The organism is Methylobacterium hispanicum, from assembly GCF_022179285.1.
GTDB lineage: Bacteria > Pseudomonadota > Alphaproteobacteria > Rhizobiales > Beijerinckiaceae > Methylobacterium > Methylobacterium hispanicum.
The window spans coordinates 344,425-361,245 of sequence record NZ_BPQO01000002.1 but is presented as its reverse complement, the minus strand read 5'-3'; the positions used below and the strand labels follow the sequence as shown (position 1 = coordinate 361,245).

The following is a 16,821-nucleotide window of genomic DNA, read 5'->3' as shown; positions in this document are numbered from 1 at the left end:
TCACCCGCGGCAGCATCTAGCCGCCGCGCAGCGGTGGGGTCCCTTGGTCAGCGCCGCGGGCCACCGGTGGTCTGGCCGTACTGCTGCCCACCGAACCTGCTGCGCGAGGGCACGCCGGCGTTGCCGCGGCTGGCCGAACCCTGCCGCATGCGGTGGTGGCGCATCATGCGATGGCGTCGCATCTCACGGCGCGACATACGGGCCTGGACAATGTCGCTGCTGTTCGGAGCCGCGACGCCAGCGGCGTTCATGGGCAGAGCCGACGACGGCAGGGTCGAAGCGGCGAGGCCGAAGCCGGCCAGGAGCGCCGCGGCGAGGAGGGTATGCTTCATGGTGATCTCTCCTTCGATGCGCGTGGTCAGCTCTTCTTCTTCGAATAGGTGAACTTCGGCGCGTTCTTGAGAGTGTCCTTGTCGGTGTCGGCGTGGACCGCCCACTTGCCGTCCTTGTTGCTGATGGCCAGCGTCGAGGGGTCGAGCACCACGTAGCTCTCGCCCATCCCGAGGAAGCCGCCGACACTGACGACGACGCCGGTCACGGTCTTGCCGTTCTCGATCACGAGATCCTCGACCTCGCCGACGTTCTCGTTCTTGTTGTTGTAGACGGTCGTGCTGACGAGCTTGGATGACATCACGTCGGCGGGCTTCACCGTGACGTACTTGAGCTTCACCGTCGCGGTGTCGGCCATCTTCATGCCGGTGTCGGCAGTGCCGGCGGGCATCGCCGTGCCGGGGGTTGGGGCCGTCGGCGGCGTTTGGGCCAGGGCGGGCATGGCCATGCAGATGAGAGCGGTGGCGGCGATGATCGTACGATAGGACAAGGGCTTCTCCCAAATGGATGTCGAAGGTGCGGAGGGAGCCCATCGAAGGGACGAGGCCACTGCCATCCCCTGCCGCACGGCTCCCGGGCACAACACGCTCGTTCAGGAAACGTTCAGAAAAAGTGGGCCGGTGCGCATTACAAATTTGCTGAATGTGGTCTCGTATTGGAATGAAAACCCGGTGCAACCCTGCTGGATGGCAAGAACCAAGGCGGCCATCGTAAATGTGGTCCACGTCGAGTCGGCTAGAGCGATGTTTCAACGATGAACCATTTGTAATGTTGACTTTGAAACTTCCGTTTCTGTCGTCTCGTAGCGACGTGACGAGCCTCGATGAACGAGCCTCGAAAACGCAAGCGAGACTGTTGATGACACGCATCACCCTGACCGCCGCCCTCCTCGCCTCCGGCTTGACTGCTGCGGCGCCCGCTTTCGCCGAGACGTCCCCGATGGTGGGCGGCGCGCCGATGATGGCCAGCAAGACCATCGTCGAGAACGCGTCCAAGGCGAGCAACCTCACGACCCTGGTCGCCGCCGTGAAGGAGGCCGGCCTCGTCGACACGCTGAATGGGAAAGGGCCCTTCACCGTCTTCGCGCCGACCAACGACGCCTTCAAGAAGCTGCCGGCCGGCACGGTCGACAAGCTGATGAAGCCGGACATGAAGGCCGAACTCAAGAAGGTGCTCACCTACCACGTCGTGCCGGGCAAGCTCGACGCCAAGGAGCTAATGGCCAAGGCGAAGATGGGCGGCGCGGACGCCAACCTGAAGACGGTCGAGGGTGAGGTGCTGACGGTGAAGATGGACGGTGACCGGCTGGCGCTGATCGATCAGAAGGGCGGCGGCGCCTTCGTCGAACAGGCCGACGTCAACCAGTCGAACGGTGTCGTGCACGTCATCGACAGCGTCCTGATGCCGAAGTAGGCCACAGTCCCGGGGTGGGCCGTCCACGACGGCGGGTGGTCCACCCCTCCCCACTCAGTTCCGGGAACATTCTAGCTTGACCATTCATTAAAGTGTCATGAGGTTACTGACGACGTTATTGGCCGTGATTGCGGCTTGTACGGCTCTGCTGGTCGGCGTCGGCTTATGGATCGACGCCCCGCGGCACGAGATGCAATCGACAGGGCTGACCGCGGCCACCATCCTCGGCATCGATGACGCGTCGGCACCGGCCCACTCGTCCGCCTCGGGCGTGGTCGACCTCGGCGTCGCGGCGGGCGGCGAAGGTTAGGTATATCCGCGAGCCCTAAAGGCGGAGCCTCGCGGCACGGAGGCTCCCATCATCTCGATCTTCGACCTCGCGGCCCTGCTGCTGACCCTGTCGGCCCTGTTCGGTTGGTTCAATCACCGCTTCCTGCGGATGCCGCACACCATCGGCCTGCTGGTGATGGGGCTGCTCGCCTCCCTTGCGCTGGTAGGCCTCGACGTCGCCTTCCCCGCGCAACACCTCTACCAAGACCTGACGAAGGTCCTTGGGCAGGTCGACTTCACCGACGTGGTGATGAACGGCATGCTGGCGTTCCTCCTATTCGCCGGCGCCATGAGCCTGGACCTGCGGGCGCTGCGTGACCGGGCCTGGGCGGTGGCGACGCTCGCCCTTGTCGGCACGCTGATCTCCACCGCCATCGTCGGGGGCGCCTTCTGGTTCGTGGCCGACGCCCTCGGCCAGCCCATCCCGCTCGCCTGGGCGCTCGTGTTCGGCGCGCTGATCAGCCCGACCGACCCCGTGGCGGTGCTGGCGACGCTGAAGAACGTGCGGGTGCCGGAGGCGCTCGAGGTCGAGATGCAGGGAGAAGCCCTCTTCAACGACGGCATCGGCATCGTGCTGTTCACGGTCCTCGTCGCGTTCGCGGCCGGGTCCGGCGGGGAGGCGACCAGCGCCGGCGGCGTCGCCCGCCTGCTCCTGCAAGAGGCCGGCGGCGGGCTCGTCCTCGGTTTGGTCACCGGCTACGTCGCCTACCGGGCGATGCGGGCCATCGACGACTTCCCGGTCGAGGTGCTGATCACCCTCGCGCTCGTCGCCGGCACCTACGCGCTCGCCCAGAAGCTGCACTTCAGCGGCCCGCTCGCGGTGGTCGCGGCCGGGCTTCTCGTCGGCGACCGAGCACCGCGCGACGCGATGAGCGAGGAGACCCAAGGGTACGTGTCCTCGCTCTGGACGTTGATCGACGAGGTACTGAATTCCGTCCTGTTCCTGCTCATCGGCCTGGAGGTCTTGGTGCTGCGCTTCGAGGCTGGCGGGCTCGTGCTCGCGGCGTGCGCCGTCCCCATCGTGCTGGTCGCGCGCCTCGCGGCCGTCTCAACGCCGCTGCTGGCCTTCCGCTGGGGCGGCAACCTGTCGGCGCGCAACGTGCCGTTCCTGACATGGGCCGGCGTGCGCGGCGGCATCTCCGTGGCGCTGGCCCTGTCCGTCCCCGAGAGCGACGCCAAGCCGGCCATCCTCGCGGCGACCTACGCGGTGGTGCTGTTCACCATCGTCGTCCAGGGCTCGACGCTCGGCATGGTGGCACGTCGGACCCTCAAGGATCTGCCTGAGCGGGACGCCGCCTGACGACGGTCGGCCGGCTTCGCCACCTTTCCCCGCCCCCCCTCCGGAGCACCACCGATGAAACGGGACGGTTCGACAACCGTCGTCTACGCCGCACTCGGGGGCAACCTCTCCATCGCGGTGACCAAGTTCGGCGCCGCGCTCTACACCGGGTCGAGCGCCATGTTCACAAAGGCGCTGCATTCGCTTGTCGATACGGTCGACCAGGGCCTGCTGCTGTACGGCATGCATCGGGCGAAGCGACCGCCCGACGAGGCCCATCCGTTCGGCTACGGGTTGTAGCTGTACCTCTGGTCGTTCGTCGTCGCCCTGCTGATCTTCAGCCTCGGCGGGGCCTTCGCCATCTACGAGGGGGTCGAGAAGATCTGACACCCCGAGCCGATCCGCGACGCCTGGGTGAACTTCACGGTGCTGGGGCTGGCCGTCCTGTTCGAGGGATATTCGTTCGGCGTGGCGTGGCGGGAGATGCGCCGGCGGCACGCCGATGTCGGGATGTGGTCTGCGCTTCGCCGGTCCAAGGACCCGACCACTTTCACCGTCATCCTGGAGGACGGCGCGGCCCTGACCGGCCTCGTAGTGGCCACCATCGGCGTGGCGGTGTCCGAGGGGTTCGACGAGCCCCGCGCGGACGGTGTGGCCTCATTCGCCATCGGCCTGCTCCCCGTCGGCGTAGCGGTCGTGCTCGCGCGCGAGACCCGCAGCCTCCTGATCGGTGAGAGCGCTTCCGCGGCGCTCCTGGCCAGGGCGCGGGACCTCGTCGCGCAGGACGGTCGGATCGCGCGGATCGAGGACGTGCGCAGCCTGCAGATCGGGACCGACAGCGTGGTGTTGGCCATGGTCCTGGGCTTTCGCGACGGGACCTCCGCCGAGGACCGTGACGCCGTTCTCGACGAGACGCACGGGCGCCTGCGGTCACGCCTGCCGAGCCTTGCCTACGTGTACCTGATGCCGGCCCGTGGCGGGCCGTGAAACTACGGCACAAGGCGGTCCGTGTCCTTGCATCCGGCGCGGATGAGACGTCGGCGTGACCTCGATGCCCTGAGTGGCAAGACCGGTGGGACGAGAGGGAACCCACCCCTCCGTCGCGGCTTGGGGTCGAGGTGGTATCGGGTCGCGTCCCGGCACAGGGCGGGAACGGCATGCAGGTAACGACGGTCCCGCTCGACCCCCTGGTCCCCACATTTCGGGAACGCGGCATCGTCGAAGGCGGGGACCGGACGGCGTGACGCTGACCACCCGCATCCTGCTGCTCGTCCTGCTGGCGCTGGCCCCGGCGCTGGCGATCCAGGGCTACAACGAGTACGCCCTGCGCGCGAGCCGCGACGCCGCCATCCGGGTCGATGCGCTCGCGACCGCCCGCGGCGTCGGGCAGACCCTGGCCCAGCTCGCCGAGGGCGTTCGCCAAGCCCTCGACTTCGTTTCAGAAGATCCCACGATCAAGGCTCGGGATGCGGTCGGCTGCACCGCCTACCTCCGCCGCGCTGCCGCGCGGATGCCCAGCGTCCTCGCCTTCGCCCTGGCCGCACCCGACGGCCGCGTCGTCTGCAACAGCCGCGGGGCCGCGCCGGGGTCCTATGGAATGGGGGAGCGCGACTACCACCGCGAGGCGGTGGCCCGGCAGCTCTTCGTGATGGGCGGCTACGCGCGTGGCAAGGCCACCGGGCGGGACTCGATCCACTTCGCCCAGCCGCTCCTCGACGAGGACGGTCGCACCATCGGCGTCCTTAGCGCCGCCATCGACCTCGACTGGCTGGGCGGCCGGCTGAGGCAGGCGCTTCGCCTCAACGATACCAGCATCACGCTGGTCGACCGCGACGGGCTGATCCTGGTTCGCCATCCGGACAACGAGGGGTGGGTCGGCAGGCCGCTTCCGGCGGAGCGGACCGAGGTGCTGACCGGACGCGGCGAGGGCGTACGCGTCGCCGACGGCTTCGACGGGCGCGAGCGGGTGCTCGCCGCCATCCGGCCGCCCGGGGCCGCGGCGGACACGTGGCTGATCGTCGGGCGCGACCGTACGGCCGCGTTCGCGGACGTCGACGAGGCGACCTGGCGCGGCGTCACCCTAGTTCTTCTCGGCGCCGTGCTGGCCGTCGCCGCGGCGCTGCTCGCCGGGCGCACCTTCATCCGGCGACCCGTGGGCCGGTTGCTGCGCACGGCCTCGGCCTGGCAGCGCGGCGACCTCGCGGCTCGCACCGGCATGACCGGCTCGACCGAATTCGGCCGGCTCGGCGAGACGCTCGACGCCATGGCGGTGGTCCTGCAACGCAAGGAGGGCGACCTGCACGAGGAGATCCGGCGCGGGCGCGACATGCAGGAGCGCCAGGTCACGATGCTGCACGAATTGAACCACCGGGTGAAGAACACGCTGGCCACCGTGCAGGCGCTGGCGCGGCAATCGACGCGCGGCGGGGAGGCGGCGGGCGAGCGCCTGGAGGCGCGCATCCTGGCCCTGTCGAAGACCCACGACCTCCTCACCCGGGACGATTGGAGCGGCGCGCCGCTGCGCAAGGTGGTGGAGGCCGAGCTCGGCCCCTACCGCGGCGGTTCCTGCCGCATCGTCTTCGAAGGTCTCGACGTGGCATTGTCGCCGCGCCACGTGCTCTCGCTCGGCATGACTCTGCACGAGCTCGCCACCAACGCCGCCAAGTACGGCGCGCTGAGCGTACCGGGCGGCGGGATCCGTGTCCGCTGGCGCGTCGAGCGGACCGACGACGGCGCGCGGCGCCTTCACCTCGACTGGGCGGAGAGTGGCGGTCCGCCGACTTCCGTCCCGTCGCGGCGGGGCTTCGGCACGCGCCTGATTGCGGTCAGCGTCGAGCGCGAGCTCGACGGGACGGTGGCGCTCGACTTCGCCGTGGAAGGCCTCCGTTGCGCCATCGTCGTGCCGCTGGCGCAGGCCAGCGCGGACTATATGAGCCCGCTCGCCGTCCCGACCGCCCATTGAGCGGGCCGCCTCCATGAACCATGACACGTCGCGGCGCTTGCAAGCCTCGCCCTCGATGGTGTCAATCGATCACCCCCGTCCATTTGCGAGGTCCGGCGGGGACAAGCCGCTACCTCGAACAGCCTGCCATGTCGGACGTAACTGACCCGGACCGCCTCGCCGAGCTCGATGCCTACGGCATCCTCGACACCCCGCCCGAGCAGGGCTTCGACGACATCGTCCAGCTCGCGCGCGATGCCTGCGACGCACCGGTGGCGCTCGTCAGCCTCGTCGCCGGCGACCGGCAGTGGTTCAAGGCGCGCGCCGGCTTCCCCGATTGTCAGACCGACCTCGACGCCTCCGTCTGCGCTCACGCACTGCGCGAGCCCGACCTGCTGGTCATTACCGACCTGACCGAGGATCCGCGGACCCGGGCCAACCCCCTCGTCGCGGAGGACCCCTACCTGCGCTTCTACGCCGGGGCGCCCCTGAGGACGCCCGAAGGCCGGGTGCTCGGCAGCCTCTGCGTCATCGACTACGTACCGCGCCCCGCCGGGCTGGACGAGCGCCAGGCACGTTCGCTGCGCGCCCTCGCCGGCCAGGTCATGGCGCAACTGGAGCTGCGCCGCTCGCATCTCGCCCAGCGGCGCGTGCTCGACCAGCGCGAGGCCGTGATCCGGACGCAGTCCGCCGTCGCCGCGGCGCGGGGGGACATCGACGGCATCCTGCACGCGCTCGTCGAAGGCGCGCTCGCCGTCCTCCCCCAGGCCGAGGGCGCGGTCATCGAGACGCGGGAGGGCGAGGAACTCGTCTACCGCGCCACCGCTGGCGTCCTATCCGACAAGAGCGGCCTCCGAGTTCCGCTGCGAGGGAGCCTCGGCGGGGCCTGCCTGCTCTCCGGGGAGGCACTGCTGGTGCCGGACGTCCTCGAAGACGGCCGGGTCAAGCGCGACCTGGTCAAGACGTTGCGCCTGCGCTCGTGCATCCTGGCGCCGGTCCTGCGGGCCGGCGAGCCCATCGGGGTCCTCAAGCTGCAATCGAGCCGGCCCGCGGCCTTCGCGCAGGCCGACCTCATGCTCGCCCAGGTCTTCGTCGGCACGGTCTCGGCGGGCTTCGCGGAAGCCGGCGAGGCCGAGGCCCGGGAACAGGTGCGGAAGGTGGAGCGCCGGCGCCGGGCGATCTTCGACAGCGCGCACGACTACGCCATCGTCGTGCTCGACCTCGAAGGCCGCGTCACCGACTGGAACGAGGGCGCGACCAACATCCTCGGCTGGACGGCGCAGGAGATGTGCGGCAAGCCCGCCGACGTCTTCTTCACGCCCGAGGACCGGGAGGCCGGCATCGCGGAGCAGGAGATGCGGGCCGCACTTGAGCAGGGCCGCGGCATCGACGAGCGCTGGCACCTGCGCAAGGACGGCAGCCGCTTCTGGGCCAACGGCGAGATGATGGCGCTGCGCGAGGAGGACGGTCCGGCCATCGGCTTCGTCAAGATCCTGCGTGACCGGACCGAGCAGCGCGAGGGCGTGGTGCGCCTGCAGGAGAGCCGGGAGCGCTACCGGCTCGCGGCCCGGGCCACCAACGACGCGATCTGGGACTGGGACTTCGTCTCGAACCACGTGCTGTGGAACGAGGCGCTGACGACCGCCTACGGCCACGCGCTCGTGCCGGAACAGGAGACCGGCGACTGGTGGATCGCCCAGATCCATCCCGAGGACCGGGCGCGCGTCGACGCCTCGATCCACGCCGTCATCGACGGCGCCGGCACGGCCTGGACCGACGAGTACCGCTTCCGCCGCGCCGACGGCTCCTACGCCGCCGTCCTCGACCGCGGCTACGTCATCCGCGACGCGGAGGGCCGGGCCTGCCGCATGATCGGCGCCATGCTCGACCTGACCGAACGCAAGCGGGCGGAGGACGCCCTGCGCGAGAGCGAGCGCCGCCTCGGGCTGGAGCGCGGCCTGTTGGAGGCGATCTTCCGCCAGGCCCCGGTCGGCATCTCCATCGCCGGGGCAGAGGCCGGGGTGCCGTCGTCGCTCAACGCCAAGGCCGAGGAGCTCCTCGGCCACGGACTGGGGACCGAGGGCGACGCGCGCTACGTATCCTACGGCGCCCTGCACCCGGACGGCCGCCGTTACGACCCGGTGGACTATCCGACCCTGCGCGCCCTGCGGAAGGGCGAGACCGTTCGCGGCGAGGAGATGCGCTACCGCAACCCCGTGACCGGCGAGGTCCGGCGGCTGGAGGTGTCGAGCGGTCCGGTCCGCGACCCCGAGGGCGCGATCCAAGCCGCGGTGACCGTGCTGGTCGATGTCGAGGACCAGCGCCGGGCGGATGCCGAGACGCGCCGGCTCGCCGCCCTGGTCGAGCAAAGCCAGGACTTCATCGGCCTGGCGGCCCCCGACGGGGGCGTCGACTTCGTCAACGAGGCCGGCCGTCGCCTCATCGGCCTGCCCGACCTCGCCACCGCCCGGGCCATGCCCATCGTCGACTACTTCGTTCCGGAAGAGCATGCCCGCGTCCTCGACGAGGTGCTGCCCGCGGTCGAGCGGGACGGCTTCTGGGAGGGCGAGTTGCACTTCCGGCACGTCGCCACCGGGGCGGCGGTCCCGGTGCACTACAACCTTTTCCCGGTTCGGGGCGCCGACGGGCGCATGCTCGGCTACGGCACCGTCACGCGCGACCTCACGGAACAGAGGCGGTCCCAGCAGGCCCTCCAGGCCAGCGAGGCGACGCTGCGGGCGGTGCTCGACACCGTGCCGGTCGGCATCCTGTTCGCCGAGGCACCCTCCGGCCGCATCGTCGGCGGCAACCGGCGGCTTGAGGAGATCTTCCGCCACCCGATCCTGCCCTCCGCCGACGCGGAGAGCTACGGCGAGTGGGTTGCCTTCCACGCGGACGGTCGGCGGGTCGCCCCCGGGGAATACCCGCTCAGCCGGATCATCCGGGACGGGGCCGGGCACGCATCGCTCGAATGCGAGTACGGGCGTGGCGACGGCAGCCGGGTATGGATCGAGATCGTCGGCGTGCCGATGCGGGACGCCGCGGGAAACCTCGCCGGCGCCGTGGTCGCGGTCGCCGACATCGAGGAGCGCCGGCGAGCGGCGGAGCGGCAGGACCTGCTGAATTCCGAGCTCTCGCACCGGATGAAGAACATCCTGGCGATGGTGCAGGCCATCGCGGTGCAGACTATGCGCGGCGCCACCGACCTCGACGTGGTGCGCGAGGCGCTCGGCAACCGCCTCGTCGCGCTCGGCAAGGCTCACGACGTGCTCCTCGGCGGCGCCGCCGAGCGCGCCTCGTTGGCCACCGTGGTGCGCGGGGGCATCGGGGTGCAGGAGGACGCCACGGGTCGGGTTCTGGCCTCCGGGCCGGAGGTCGAGATCGGCGGCAAGGCCGCGCTCTCGGTGGCGCTGATGCTGCACGAGATGACCACGAACGCGGTCAAGTACGGCGCGCTGTCGGTGTCCGAGGGAAGGGTGGACCTGACCTGGGCGCTCGTCGCGGCCGTCGAGGAAGGTCCGCTGCTGCGCATCGCCTGGCGCGAGACCGGCGGCCCGACGGTGAGCCCGCCGGCCCACAAGGGCTTCGGGTCCCGCCTGATCGAGCGCGGCCTGACCGGGCAGGTCGGCGGGCGCCTGGCGCTGGACTACCCGCCGGAGGGGGTGACCTGTGTCGTCGAGGCACCGCTCCGGAACTTCCAGGCCGAATGACCGGCGGACGGGAAACCCCGGCGCGGACTGCCCGTTGCCGGACGTCATGAGCACCGATTCCGACCGGCCCCTCGCCCTCGTCGTCGATGACGAGGTCCTCTTTCGCCTGGGCGTCGAGAGCCTCCTCGACGAGGCCGGCTACGAGGTCGTCGAGGCGACGAACGCGGCTGCGGCCCTGTCGCACCTCGACGGCGGACGCCCTGTCGTGCTGCTGCTCACCGACGTGCGCATGCCGGGCGAGCACGACGGTCTCGCCCTGGCCCGGCTGGCGGCGGATCGCGACCCAGGATTGGCCGTCGTGGTGGTCTCGGCGGCGGTGACGCCCCGGCCGGGCGACCTGCCCGAGGGAGCGGCCTTCCTAGAGAAGCCGTTCACGCCGGGCCGTCTCGCGGAGGCCGTGGGCCGTGCCCGGGCAGCGCGTCCCGGGTCCCCAGCCGCGTGCGAGGTCCCGACCCGGTGAGGGCACGTGCCTGGGGCAGCATGTGCCCCGCCGGCGAACGGCATGTGGGCGGGCGCGTTCCCTCAGGGCCATGCCGGCGGGTGGGATACGATGGGACGACAGGTCGATGAGGCGGTTTGAGTACATGGAACGGACGGACGGACCAGGTCCCGGCTGCCGTGCGGGACCGGTCGCGCATGGCTGACCCCGAGCGACCCGCAAGCCCGGCCGCGGGTGCGGTCGCCAAGGCGCGGGCGGCGTCGCGTGCGGCCGCCTGCCTCGGCCTTGCGGCCTCGGCGACCGTGACGGCGGGCTGGCTGCTAGACATCCCCGATCTGCGGACCATCCTGCCGGGCGAGGCGCCGATGGTGGCGCTGACCGCCATGGCCCTCGTCCTCCTGTCCGGGGCGCTGCTGCTTTCCACTTGGCCGGGGCGACGGTCCCTCGCCGTGCGGGCCGGCCGCGGCCTCGCCGCCGGGGCCAGCGCGCTGGCGCTGGGCGGCGGCATCCAATACCTCGCGCCGCACGGGTTCCGGCTCGACGACCGCGTGCAGCGCCTCTTCTCAGGGCCGCTCGGACCTGGGGACGGGATGTCCCTCGCGACGACCTGCTGCATCCTCGGCGCCGCGGCGGGCCTGCTGCTGCAGGACGCGCGGAGCCGCCGGCTCCGCCAGGTCGCCGCGGCGGCAGCCCTGTCGGCGTTCGTCGGCGCCGCGGTCGGGGCGCTCGGCTACGCCTACGGGCTCGGCGGCTTCCACCAGGGCGGTCCCTACTCGCGGATGGCGCTGGTCACCGCCGTCACGCTGGGCGTCCTCTCCGCCGGCGTGCTGCTCAGCCGGCCGCATGGGCCGTGGACCGCCATCGTCCTCGGCGGCGGCGAGGTTGCGCGCGCGCTGCTGCCCGTGGTCGTGGTCGCGCCGCTGCTGCTCGGCTCGCTGCAGATCCACGCCGCCCGTTCGGGCCTGCTGGAGGCCGAGACCGGGACCGCGCTCATCGTCATCGTCTTGGCGATCTGCCTCGCGGCCCTGAGTGTCCGGCTCGCGCGTGACGTCGAGCGGCGCATCGTCAGCGAGCGACGGCTGCGCGAGATTCTACAGGGCATGAACGAGGACCTTGAACGGCGGGTGGCCGAGCGGACCCGCGACCTTGCCGAGACGCAGGACGCCCTGGTGCAGTCGCAGAAGATGGAGGCCATCGGCCAGCTCACCGGCGGCGTGGCGCATGACTTCAACAACCTGCTGACCGTCATCCGCTCGTCGATGGACTTCCTCCGGCGTCCCGACCTGCCCGAGGAGCGCCGCCGCCGCTACATGGACGCGGTCTCAGACACGGTGGACCGGGCCGCGAGGTTGACGGCGCAACTCCTCGCCTTCGCGCGGCGCCAGACGCTTAAGCCGGAGGTGTTCGATGTCGGCGCGCGCCTCGCAGGCATGGCCTCCATGCTCGACACCCTGACCGGCGCGCGCATCCGCATCGTGACCCAGAAACCCGATGGCGCCTGCCTCGTGCGGGCCGACGCCAGCCAGTTCGACACCGCCCTGGTGAACCTCACGGTGAACGCGCGGGACGCCATGGACGGCGAGGGAACTCTGACCTTCGCCCTTGCCTGCGGCCGGGCGAAGCCGGCCATCCGCGGCCACGCCGGCTCCGCGGACCCGTTCGTGACGGTCTCGGTGACCGACAGCGGTTCCGGCATCGACCCCGACCATGTCGGGCGCATCTTCGAGCCGTTCTTCACCACCAAGGCCGTCGGCAAGGGGACGGGGCTCGGCCTTTCCCAGGTCATTGGCTTCGCCAAGCAGTCGGGCGGGGACATCGACGTGGCCAGCGTCGTCGGGCGCGGGACGACGTTCACGCTCTACCTCCCGCAGGCCGAGCGGCCGGTCGCGGAAGCGGAGGAGGACGTGGTCCGGGACGACGAGGGTGCCGATCCCGCCGGCTTGTGCGTCCTCGTCGTCGAGGACAACGTCGAGGTCGGTCGCTTCTGCACCCAGGTCCTGCGCGACCTCGGGCACGGCTCGCTCCTCGTCCCCTCGGCGGAGGCCGCCCTGGCCGAGATCGAGGCCGTCCCCTTCCGCTTCGACGCCGTGTTCTCGGACGTGGTGATGCCGGGCATGGGCGGGCTCGAACTCGCCAGGCGCCTACGGACCCTGCATCCCGAGTTGCCGGTCATCCTCACGTCCGGCTACAGCCACGTGTCGGCACCGGACGACGCCGAGGGCTTCGACCTAGTGCGCAAGCCCTACTCGGCCCATCAGTTGGACGCCGCCCTGCGGTCGGCGGCACGTCGCCGACCGCAGCCGCATCGCGCCGAGGCCGCTCCGCCCTGAGCGATGGCGACAGGCCCCGGGGCCTAAGCAGGCCCTAAGGATTCCGGGGCTGTCGTCCGGTGTCGAGCCGACGCCATGCGGGGCGGGACGTTGCCGGGCTTCCGCGCGACCGGCACCGCCTTTCAAGGGGAGGCGTGCCTATGCCGGGCGACGACAGCGCGCAGGGCGCGGGCGACCTGCTCCGCAGAGTAGGGCTTGCGCACGAGCTCGAAGCCGTGCGCGTCGTCCCGCGCCAGGGCATCGCTGTAACCCGTCGTCAGGATGACCGGCAACTCGGGATGGCTGGTCCGCAGACGCCGCGCGAGAGCTACCCCGCCGATGCCCGGCATCACCACGTCGGAGAAGACCGCGTCGAACCGGAACGGCGTCCGTTCCACCTCGGCGAGCGCCGCCTCGGCGTTGTGCGCCCAGACCGTCCCGTGCCCGAGATCCTCCAGGAGCTGGGTGCAGAAGCGCCCGACTTCGAGGTTGTCCTCCACCACCAGCACGCACAGGCCGCGCTCGTCGTCCTCGGCATCCGCCCCGGGCGAACCGGCGTCGTCGTTCCAAACGGGCGGGTCGACCTGCGGCAGGTACAGCGTGAACGTCGTGCCGCGCCCGACCTCGCTCGCCACCTCGATGTCGCCGCCGGACTGCTTGGCGAAGCCGATGACCTGGGAGAGGCCGAGCCCGGTGCCCTTTCCGGTCTCCTTGGTCGTGAAGAAGGGCTCGAAGATCCTGTCGAGTAGCCCGAGGGCGATACCCACGCCCTCGTCCACGACGGACACCGCCGCGAACGGTCCCAGGGCGCCGGCGTGGCCGCGGATGCCCGGCAGCGGTCGGCCGCAGGCGAGGCGCAGGGTCAGCCGGCCCTCGCCGTCCATCGCGTCGCGGGCGTTGACCGCGAGGTTGATCAGCGCCGTCTCGAACTGCGCCTGGTCGACCCGGACATGGCAAGCGCCGTCCGGCACCTCGACGGCGAGGCGGATGCGCGCGCCGGTGACCGCGTTCAGCATGTCGGCCACGTCGCTCAGGCGCTCGCGGAGGTCGAACACCTCGGGCTTGAGCGGCTGGCGCCGGGCGAAGGCGAGGAGCTGGCTGGTCAGCCGGGCGGCGCGATCCACCGTGTCCGAGACCGCTTCCAGGTAACGGACGCGCCGCTCTTCCGCGAGGTTGGGCCGGCGGAGGAACTCGACCGACGAGCGGATGATGGTCAGCAGGTTGTTGAAGTCATGGGCCACGCCGCCGGTGAGCTGGCCGACCGCCTCCATCTTCTGGGCGTGCCGCAGCGCCTCCTCGGCACGACCGAGCCGTTCCTGGTCCCGGAGCCTGCTAGTGACGTCCTGCGCGTACTGGAAGGCGCCGATCCGTTCGCCCGAGGCGTCCCGCAGCGTCGTGAACTTGAGCTCGTAGCAGGACCGCCTGCGCCTCGGGTCGCCGAACTCCCCGACGGTCGTGAACTCCTCGCCCGCCAGCGCCCGGGACCACACGGCCCGAGCAGCGTCCCTGTGTTCCGAATGGCCGACCAGGATGTCGAGGAGGCAGTCACCCACCTCCGGGCGGACGCCGTAGATGTCGGCGAACTCGTCCGCGTAGGCCCGGTTGACGGCGAGGAGCCGGTAGTCGGGGTCGAGGGCGGCGACGAGCGCGTCGGTCGTCTCGAAGACATCGGCCCAGAGCTTGCGTTGGGCCAGCGCCGCCTCGACCCTCCGCTCGAGCGTCTCGTTCACCTCGCGCAGCCGCGCCTCGGCGAGCCTGCGGTCGTGGACGTCCTCGACGACGCCGTACCAGCGGACGATGGCTCCGGTTCCGTCCCGCCGCGGCCGCGCCCGGGCGCGCATCCAGCGGTATTCGCCGGTGGCGGCTACGCGGATGCGGTAATCGACGTCGACGGGCTCGCCGGAGGAGAGCGAGGCCGCGAACACCGTCATCGTCCACGGTACGTCGTCGGGATGCAGCGCCTTGGCCCAGCCGGCCCCATCCGGTTCGCCGGGCGCCTGGCCAGTGAGTTCGAGCCATCGGTTCGAGTAGGAGGTGATGTTGCCGGCCGGGTCGCAGGTCCAGGGCACCTGCGGGTTGAGCTCGACCGTGTGGCGGTAATGGTCCTCGCTCTCGCGCAAGGCGGCCTCGCCGAACACGCGGTTGGTTGTCTCGGCGGTGACGCAGAGCAGGCCGGCGACCGCGCCCGAGTCGTCCCGGACCGGCGAGTAGGTGAAGGACCACCAACTCCGCTCGGGCCGTCCCTCGCGCGAGAGGTCGAGCATCACGTCGGTGAGGGTCTGCCGCTCGCCGGCCAGGGTGGCCTCGACCAGGGGACCGATGTCGTCCCAGATGCTGCCCCAGACCTCGCGGAACGGCCGTCCGAGGGCGGTGTCCAGGCGGTAGCCGAGGATCGGCCGGTAGGCGTCGTTGTAGAAGCAGAGCAGGTCCGGCCCCCAGGCGAGGAACATCGCCGTCGGGCAGTCGAGCATCAGCGAGAGCGCGTTGCGCAGGGTCGGAGGCCACGTCCCAGGGGGGCCGAGGGCGGTGCCAGACCAGTCGCGGGCGCTGATCTCCGCCGCCGTCTCGCTTCCGGGCGGCAGGAACGTCAGGAGGTCAGGCACGGATTTCCCGGTCGGGATCGACCGATTCGTCCTGCCGGCTCGGGCCGGGATGTGTCGTGTGGGGCATGGCGTTCGACGCTACCTGCTATGGTGGCCCGGCCGGCGAACGATCGGCGCCGACCCAATCCATCGTCGTTCATAACCAGGACGAGGAACGACGGTTGCCTCGTGGCCGGCGATGCGGCGGTCCCGACGGGTGGGATCTTCCCCGGAGCCCGGTCGTGACGATGCGGCACATCCCTGGTCGGCCGGGGCCGATGGAAGGAGGACCGACCCCGCGGCCGGACTGCGGCGACGAGGTTTGCCGCACGCCACTTCCGAGCGTTTGGCGCGTTGGCCTCGGCTTCCGTTCCGGGAGCCGACAGGGGTCGCTCGATGCATTCCGACACGCCGCGCCCGGGTGACGACCCGCTGCCGCCCATCGGCGACCCGCCGCCGGACCCGGCGCCGCCCGAGGGCAACCCGCCCACCGAGCCGCCGGCGCCGCAGCCCCCGGGGCCGATCAACGCGACCTGACGGCGGCTCGGTCGTGTCCGTTCGGCCGGCCGTGCGCCTCACCCCCGGGGGAGGCGTCTTCGGGCCTCAGCCGGCCCTGCGGGCGTAGCGGTCCTCGTCCCTCGCCGCGAAGTACCGGCCGTGGAAGACGCGGTCGTCCATCTTCTTCTTGAGGGTCCCGGGGGTAAGCGGCTCCTTGTGCAAGGTGGCGCCGCGGAGCGTCACGGCTCTGAGTTCCGGCAGGATCTCGGTCGGCGTCAGGGGGGCGCGCTCGACGAGGAGCTCGGCTATCTCCTGCACGACGCGGTTCCAGAACTCCTCAGCCGATAAACGGTCGAGTGAGCGCACCATAGGGAGGCTGCTTGCGAGCGAAGAGCGGCCATTCCGGCGTTTGTAATGGGAGGTCCGGAACTGGCGCACAGCCGAACAAAGGGAGCACTAATTCCTGACCCGCAGCAAAGGTTGAGAAATCCATTTGTCCGAAAATCCGGCGCGGCCGCGATCAGGCGCCTCGGCCAGCCGAGGCGCGCGGGCCGCGGGCCTGCGTGAGGAGCACTTGGGTCTGACTCTCGAAGCCACTGACGCTGGCGCGCTGGATCGCCCCCAGCGCGCGGTCGCCATCCTGACTCAATGCGCGCGTGTACCGCCACGCGCGCCAGATCCACGGCATCGGGCGGTCGATGACCTCGGCGGTCGCCTCCTTCATTCGCGTGGCGACGTTCTTGCCCGCCTCGGACGCCGCCCAGGCTAACGCTCGCTTGTATTTCTCGAATCCCGCCGCCGAGACGTAGGAATCCTCCCAAACGGCGGGTTGCGAGCCCAAGTCGGACAGAACGGCCATGTCGATGGATCAAGTCATGCCCGGAGCATGCGGCCCGAGGCGTGGTGGCTACCAGGCTACACGGCGACGGGAGCAGGTGGCGCAGTAATTCGGGCAGGTTGTCGTCCCCGACGACAACGCCCTTCGGGCCT

At 70.8% G+C, this 16,821-nt stretch carries 13 protein-coding genes and 1 pseudogene; 9 read left to right on the top strand and 5 right to left on the bottom strand.

Annotation, left to right across the window (positions count from 1 at the left end; genetic code table 11):
* Positions 1–47: 47 nt before the first annotated feature.
* Together MFF56_RS03840 and MFF56_RS03835 are read right to left on the bottom strand one after the other, a co-directional pair.
* The gene (locus MFF56_RS03840; protein WP_238229526.1) at positions 48–332 is read right to left on the bottom strand and encodes a hypothetical protein; all 285 of its coding nucleotides are present in this window, start codon (positions 330–332) and stop codon (positions 48–50) included.
* Positions 333–358: 26 nt separating this feature from the next.
* Complete coding sequence (locus MFF56_RS03835; RefSeq protein WP_238229525.1) at positions 359–820, bottom strand: PRC-barrel domain-containing protein; 462 nt, start codon at positions 818–820, stop codon at positions 359–361.
* Positions 821–1,188: 368 nt separating this feature from the next.
* On the opposite strand from MFF56_RS03835, the gene MFF56_RS03830 reads away from it, so the two are divergent.
* From MFF56_RS03830 to MFF56_RS03790, 8 genes and pseudogenes are all read left to right on the top strand, one after another.
* Positions 1,189–1,743, top strand: a complete 555-nt coding sequence (locus MFF56_RS03830; protein ID WP_238229524.1) for a fasciclin domain-containing protein — start codon at positions 1,189–1,191, stop codon at positions 1,741–1,743.
* A gap of 97 nt (positions 1,744–1,840) precedes the next feature.
* Positions 1,841–2,053, top strand: a complete 213-nt coding sequence (locus MFF56_RS03825; protein ID WP_238229523.1) for a hypothetical protein — start codon at positions 1,841–1,843, stop codon at positions 2,051–2,053.
* A 48-nt stretch (positions 2,054–2,101) separates the two neighbouring features.
* Positions 2,102–3,373 (top strand): cation:proton antiporter, encoded by a 1,272-nt coding sequence (locus MFF56_RS03820; protein ID WP_238229555.1) that lies wholly within the window; start codon positions 2,102–2,104, stop codon positions 3,371–3,373.
* A 54-nt stretch (positions 3,374–3,427) separates the two neighbouring features.
* Positions 3,428–4,339: pseudogene (locus MFF56_RS32425) on the top strand (cation diffusion facilitator family transporter).
* 253 nt (positions 4,340–4,592) lie between these two features.
* A complete protein-coding gene (locus MFF56_RS03805) occupies positions 4,593–6,314 on the top strand; it encodes a sensor histidine kinase (protein WP_238229520.1) in 1,722 nt (573 codons plus the stop codon).
* 128 nt (positions 6,315–6,442) lie between these two features.
* Positions 6,443–10,003: a PAS domain S-box protein gene (locus MFF56_RS03800; protein ID WP_238229519.1), complete on the top strand. Its 3,561-nt coding sequence runs from the start codon at positions 6,443–6,445 to the stop codon at positions 10,001–10,003.
* Between the two features lie 46 nt (positions 10,004–10,049).
* A complete protein-coding gene (locus tag MFF56_RS03795) occupies positions 10,050–10,463 on the top strand; it encodes a response regulator (RefSeq protein ID WP_238229518.1) in 414 nt (137 codons plus the stop codon).
* Positions 10,464–10,639: 176 nt separating this feature from the next.
* Positions 10,640–12,772, top strand: coding sequence for an ATP-binding protein (locus tag MFF56_RS03790; protein ID WP_238229517.1), 2,133 nt, complete (start codon positions 10,640–10,642; stop codon positions 12,770–12,772).
* A 122-nt stretch (positions 12,773–12,894) separates the two neighbouring features.
* Here the strand turns inward: MFF56_RS03790 and MFF56_RS03785 are convergent, their stop codons facing one another.
* A complete protein-coding gene (locus MFF56_RS03785) occupies positions 12,895–15,201 on the bottom strand; it encodes a PAS domain-containing hybrid sensor histidine kinase/response regulator family protein (RefSeq protein ID WP_373324018.1) in 2,307 nt (768 codons plus the stop codon).
* Between the two features lie 528 nt (positions 15,202–15,729).
* Between MFF56_RS03785 and MFF56_RS03780 the strand changes: the two genes are divergently transcribed.
* Positions 15,730–15,870, top strand: a complete 141-nt coding sequence (locus MFF56_RS03780) for a hypothetical protein (protein WP_238229515.1) — start codon at positions 15,730–15,732, stop codon at positions 15,868–15,870.
* Positions 15,871–15,936: 66 nt separating this feature from the next.
* On the opposite strand, the gene MFF56_RS03775 is transcribed toward MFF56_RS03780, so the two are convergent.
* Both MFF56_RS03775 and MFF56_RS03770 read right to left on the bottom strand, forming a co-directional pair.
* Positions 15,937–16,149: a hypothetical protein gene (locus MFF56_RS03775; protein WP_238229514.1), complete on the bottom strand. Its 213-nt coding sequence runs from the start codon at positions 16,147–16,149 to the stop codon at positions 15,937–15,939.
* 202 nt (positions 16,150–16,351) lie between these two features.
* On the bottom strand, positions 16,352–16,690 hold the full coding sequence (locus MFF56_RS03770; RefSeq protein WP_238229513.1) for a hypothetical protein: 339 nt from the start codon (positions 16,688–16,690) through the stop codon (positions 16,352–16,354).
* Between the last annotated feature and the right edge of the window lie 131 nt (positions 16,691–16,821).

Coding starts and splice junctions, on each gene's coding strand:
- MFF56_RS03800 (WP_238229519.1), top strand. CDS start 6,443: ATGTCGGACGTAACTGACCCGGACCGCCTCGCCGAGCTCGATGCCTAC.
- MFF56_RS03780 (WP_238229515.1), top strand. CDS start 15,730: ATGCATTCCGACACGCCGCGCCCGGGTGACGACCCGCTGCCGCCCATC.
- MFF56_RS03770 (WP_238229513.1), bottom strand. CDS start 16,690: ATGGCCGTTCTGTCCGACTTGGGCTCGCAACCCGCCGTTTGGGAGGAT.
- MFF56_RS03785 (WP_373324018.1), bottom strand. CDS start 15,201: ATGTTCCTCGCCTGGGGGCCGGACCTGCTCTGCTTCTACAACGACGCC.
- MFF56_RS03830 (WP_238229524.1), top strand. CDS start 1,189: ATGACACGCATCACCCTGACCGCCGCCCTCCTCGCCTCCGGCTTGACT.
- MFF56_RS03840 (WP_238229526.1), bottom strand. CDS start 332: ATGAAGCATACCCTCCTCGCCGCGGCGCTCCTGGCCGGCTTCGGCCTC.
- MFF56_RS03825 (WP_238229523.1), top strand. CDS start 1,841: ATGAGGTTACTGACGACGTTATTGGCCGTGATTGCGGCTTGTACGGCT.
- MFF56_RS03790 (WP_238229517.1), top strand. CDS start 10,640: ATGGCTGACCCCGAGCGACCCGCAAGCCCGGCCGCGGGTGCGGTCGCC.
- MFF56_RS03795 (WP_238229518.1), top strand. CDS start 10,050: ATGAGCACCGATTCCGACCGGCCCCTCGCCCTCGTCGTCGATGACGAG.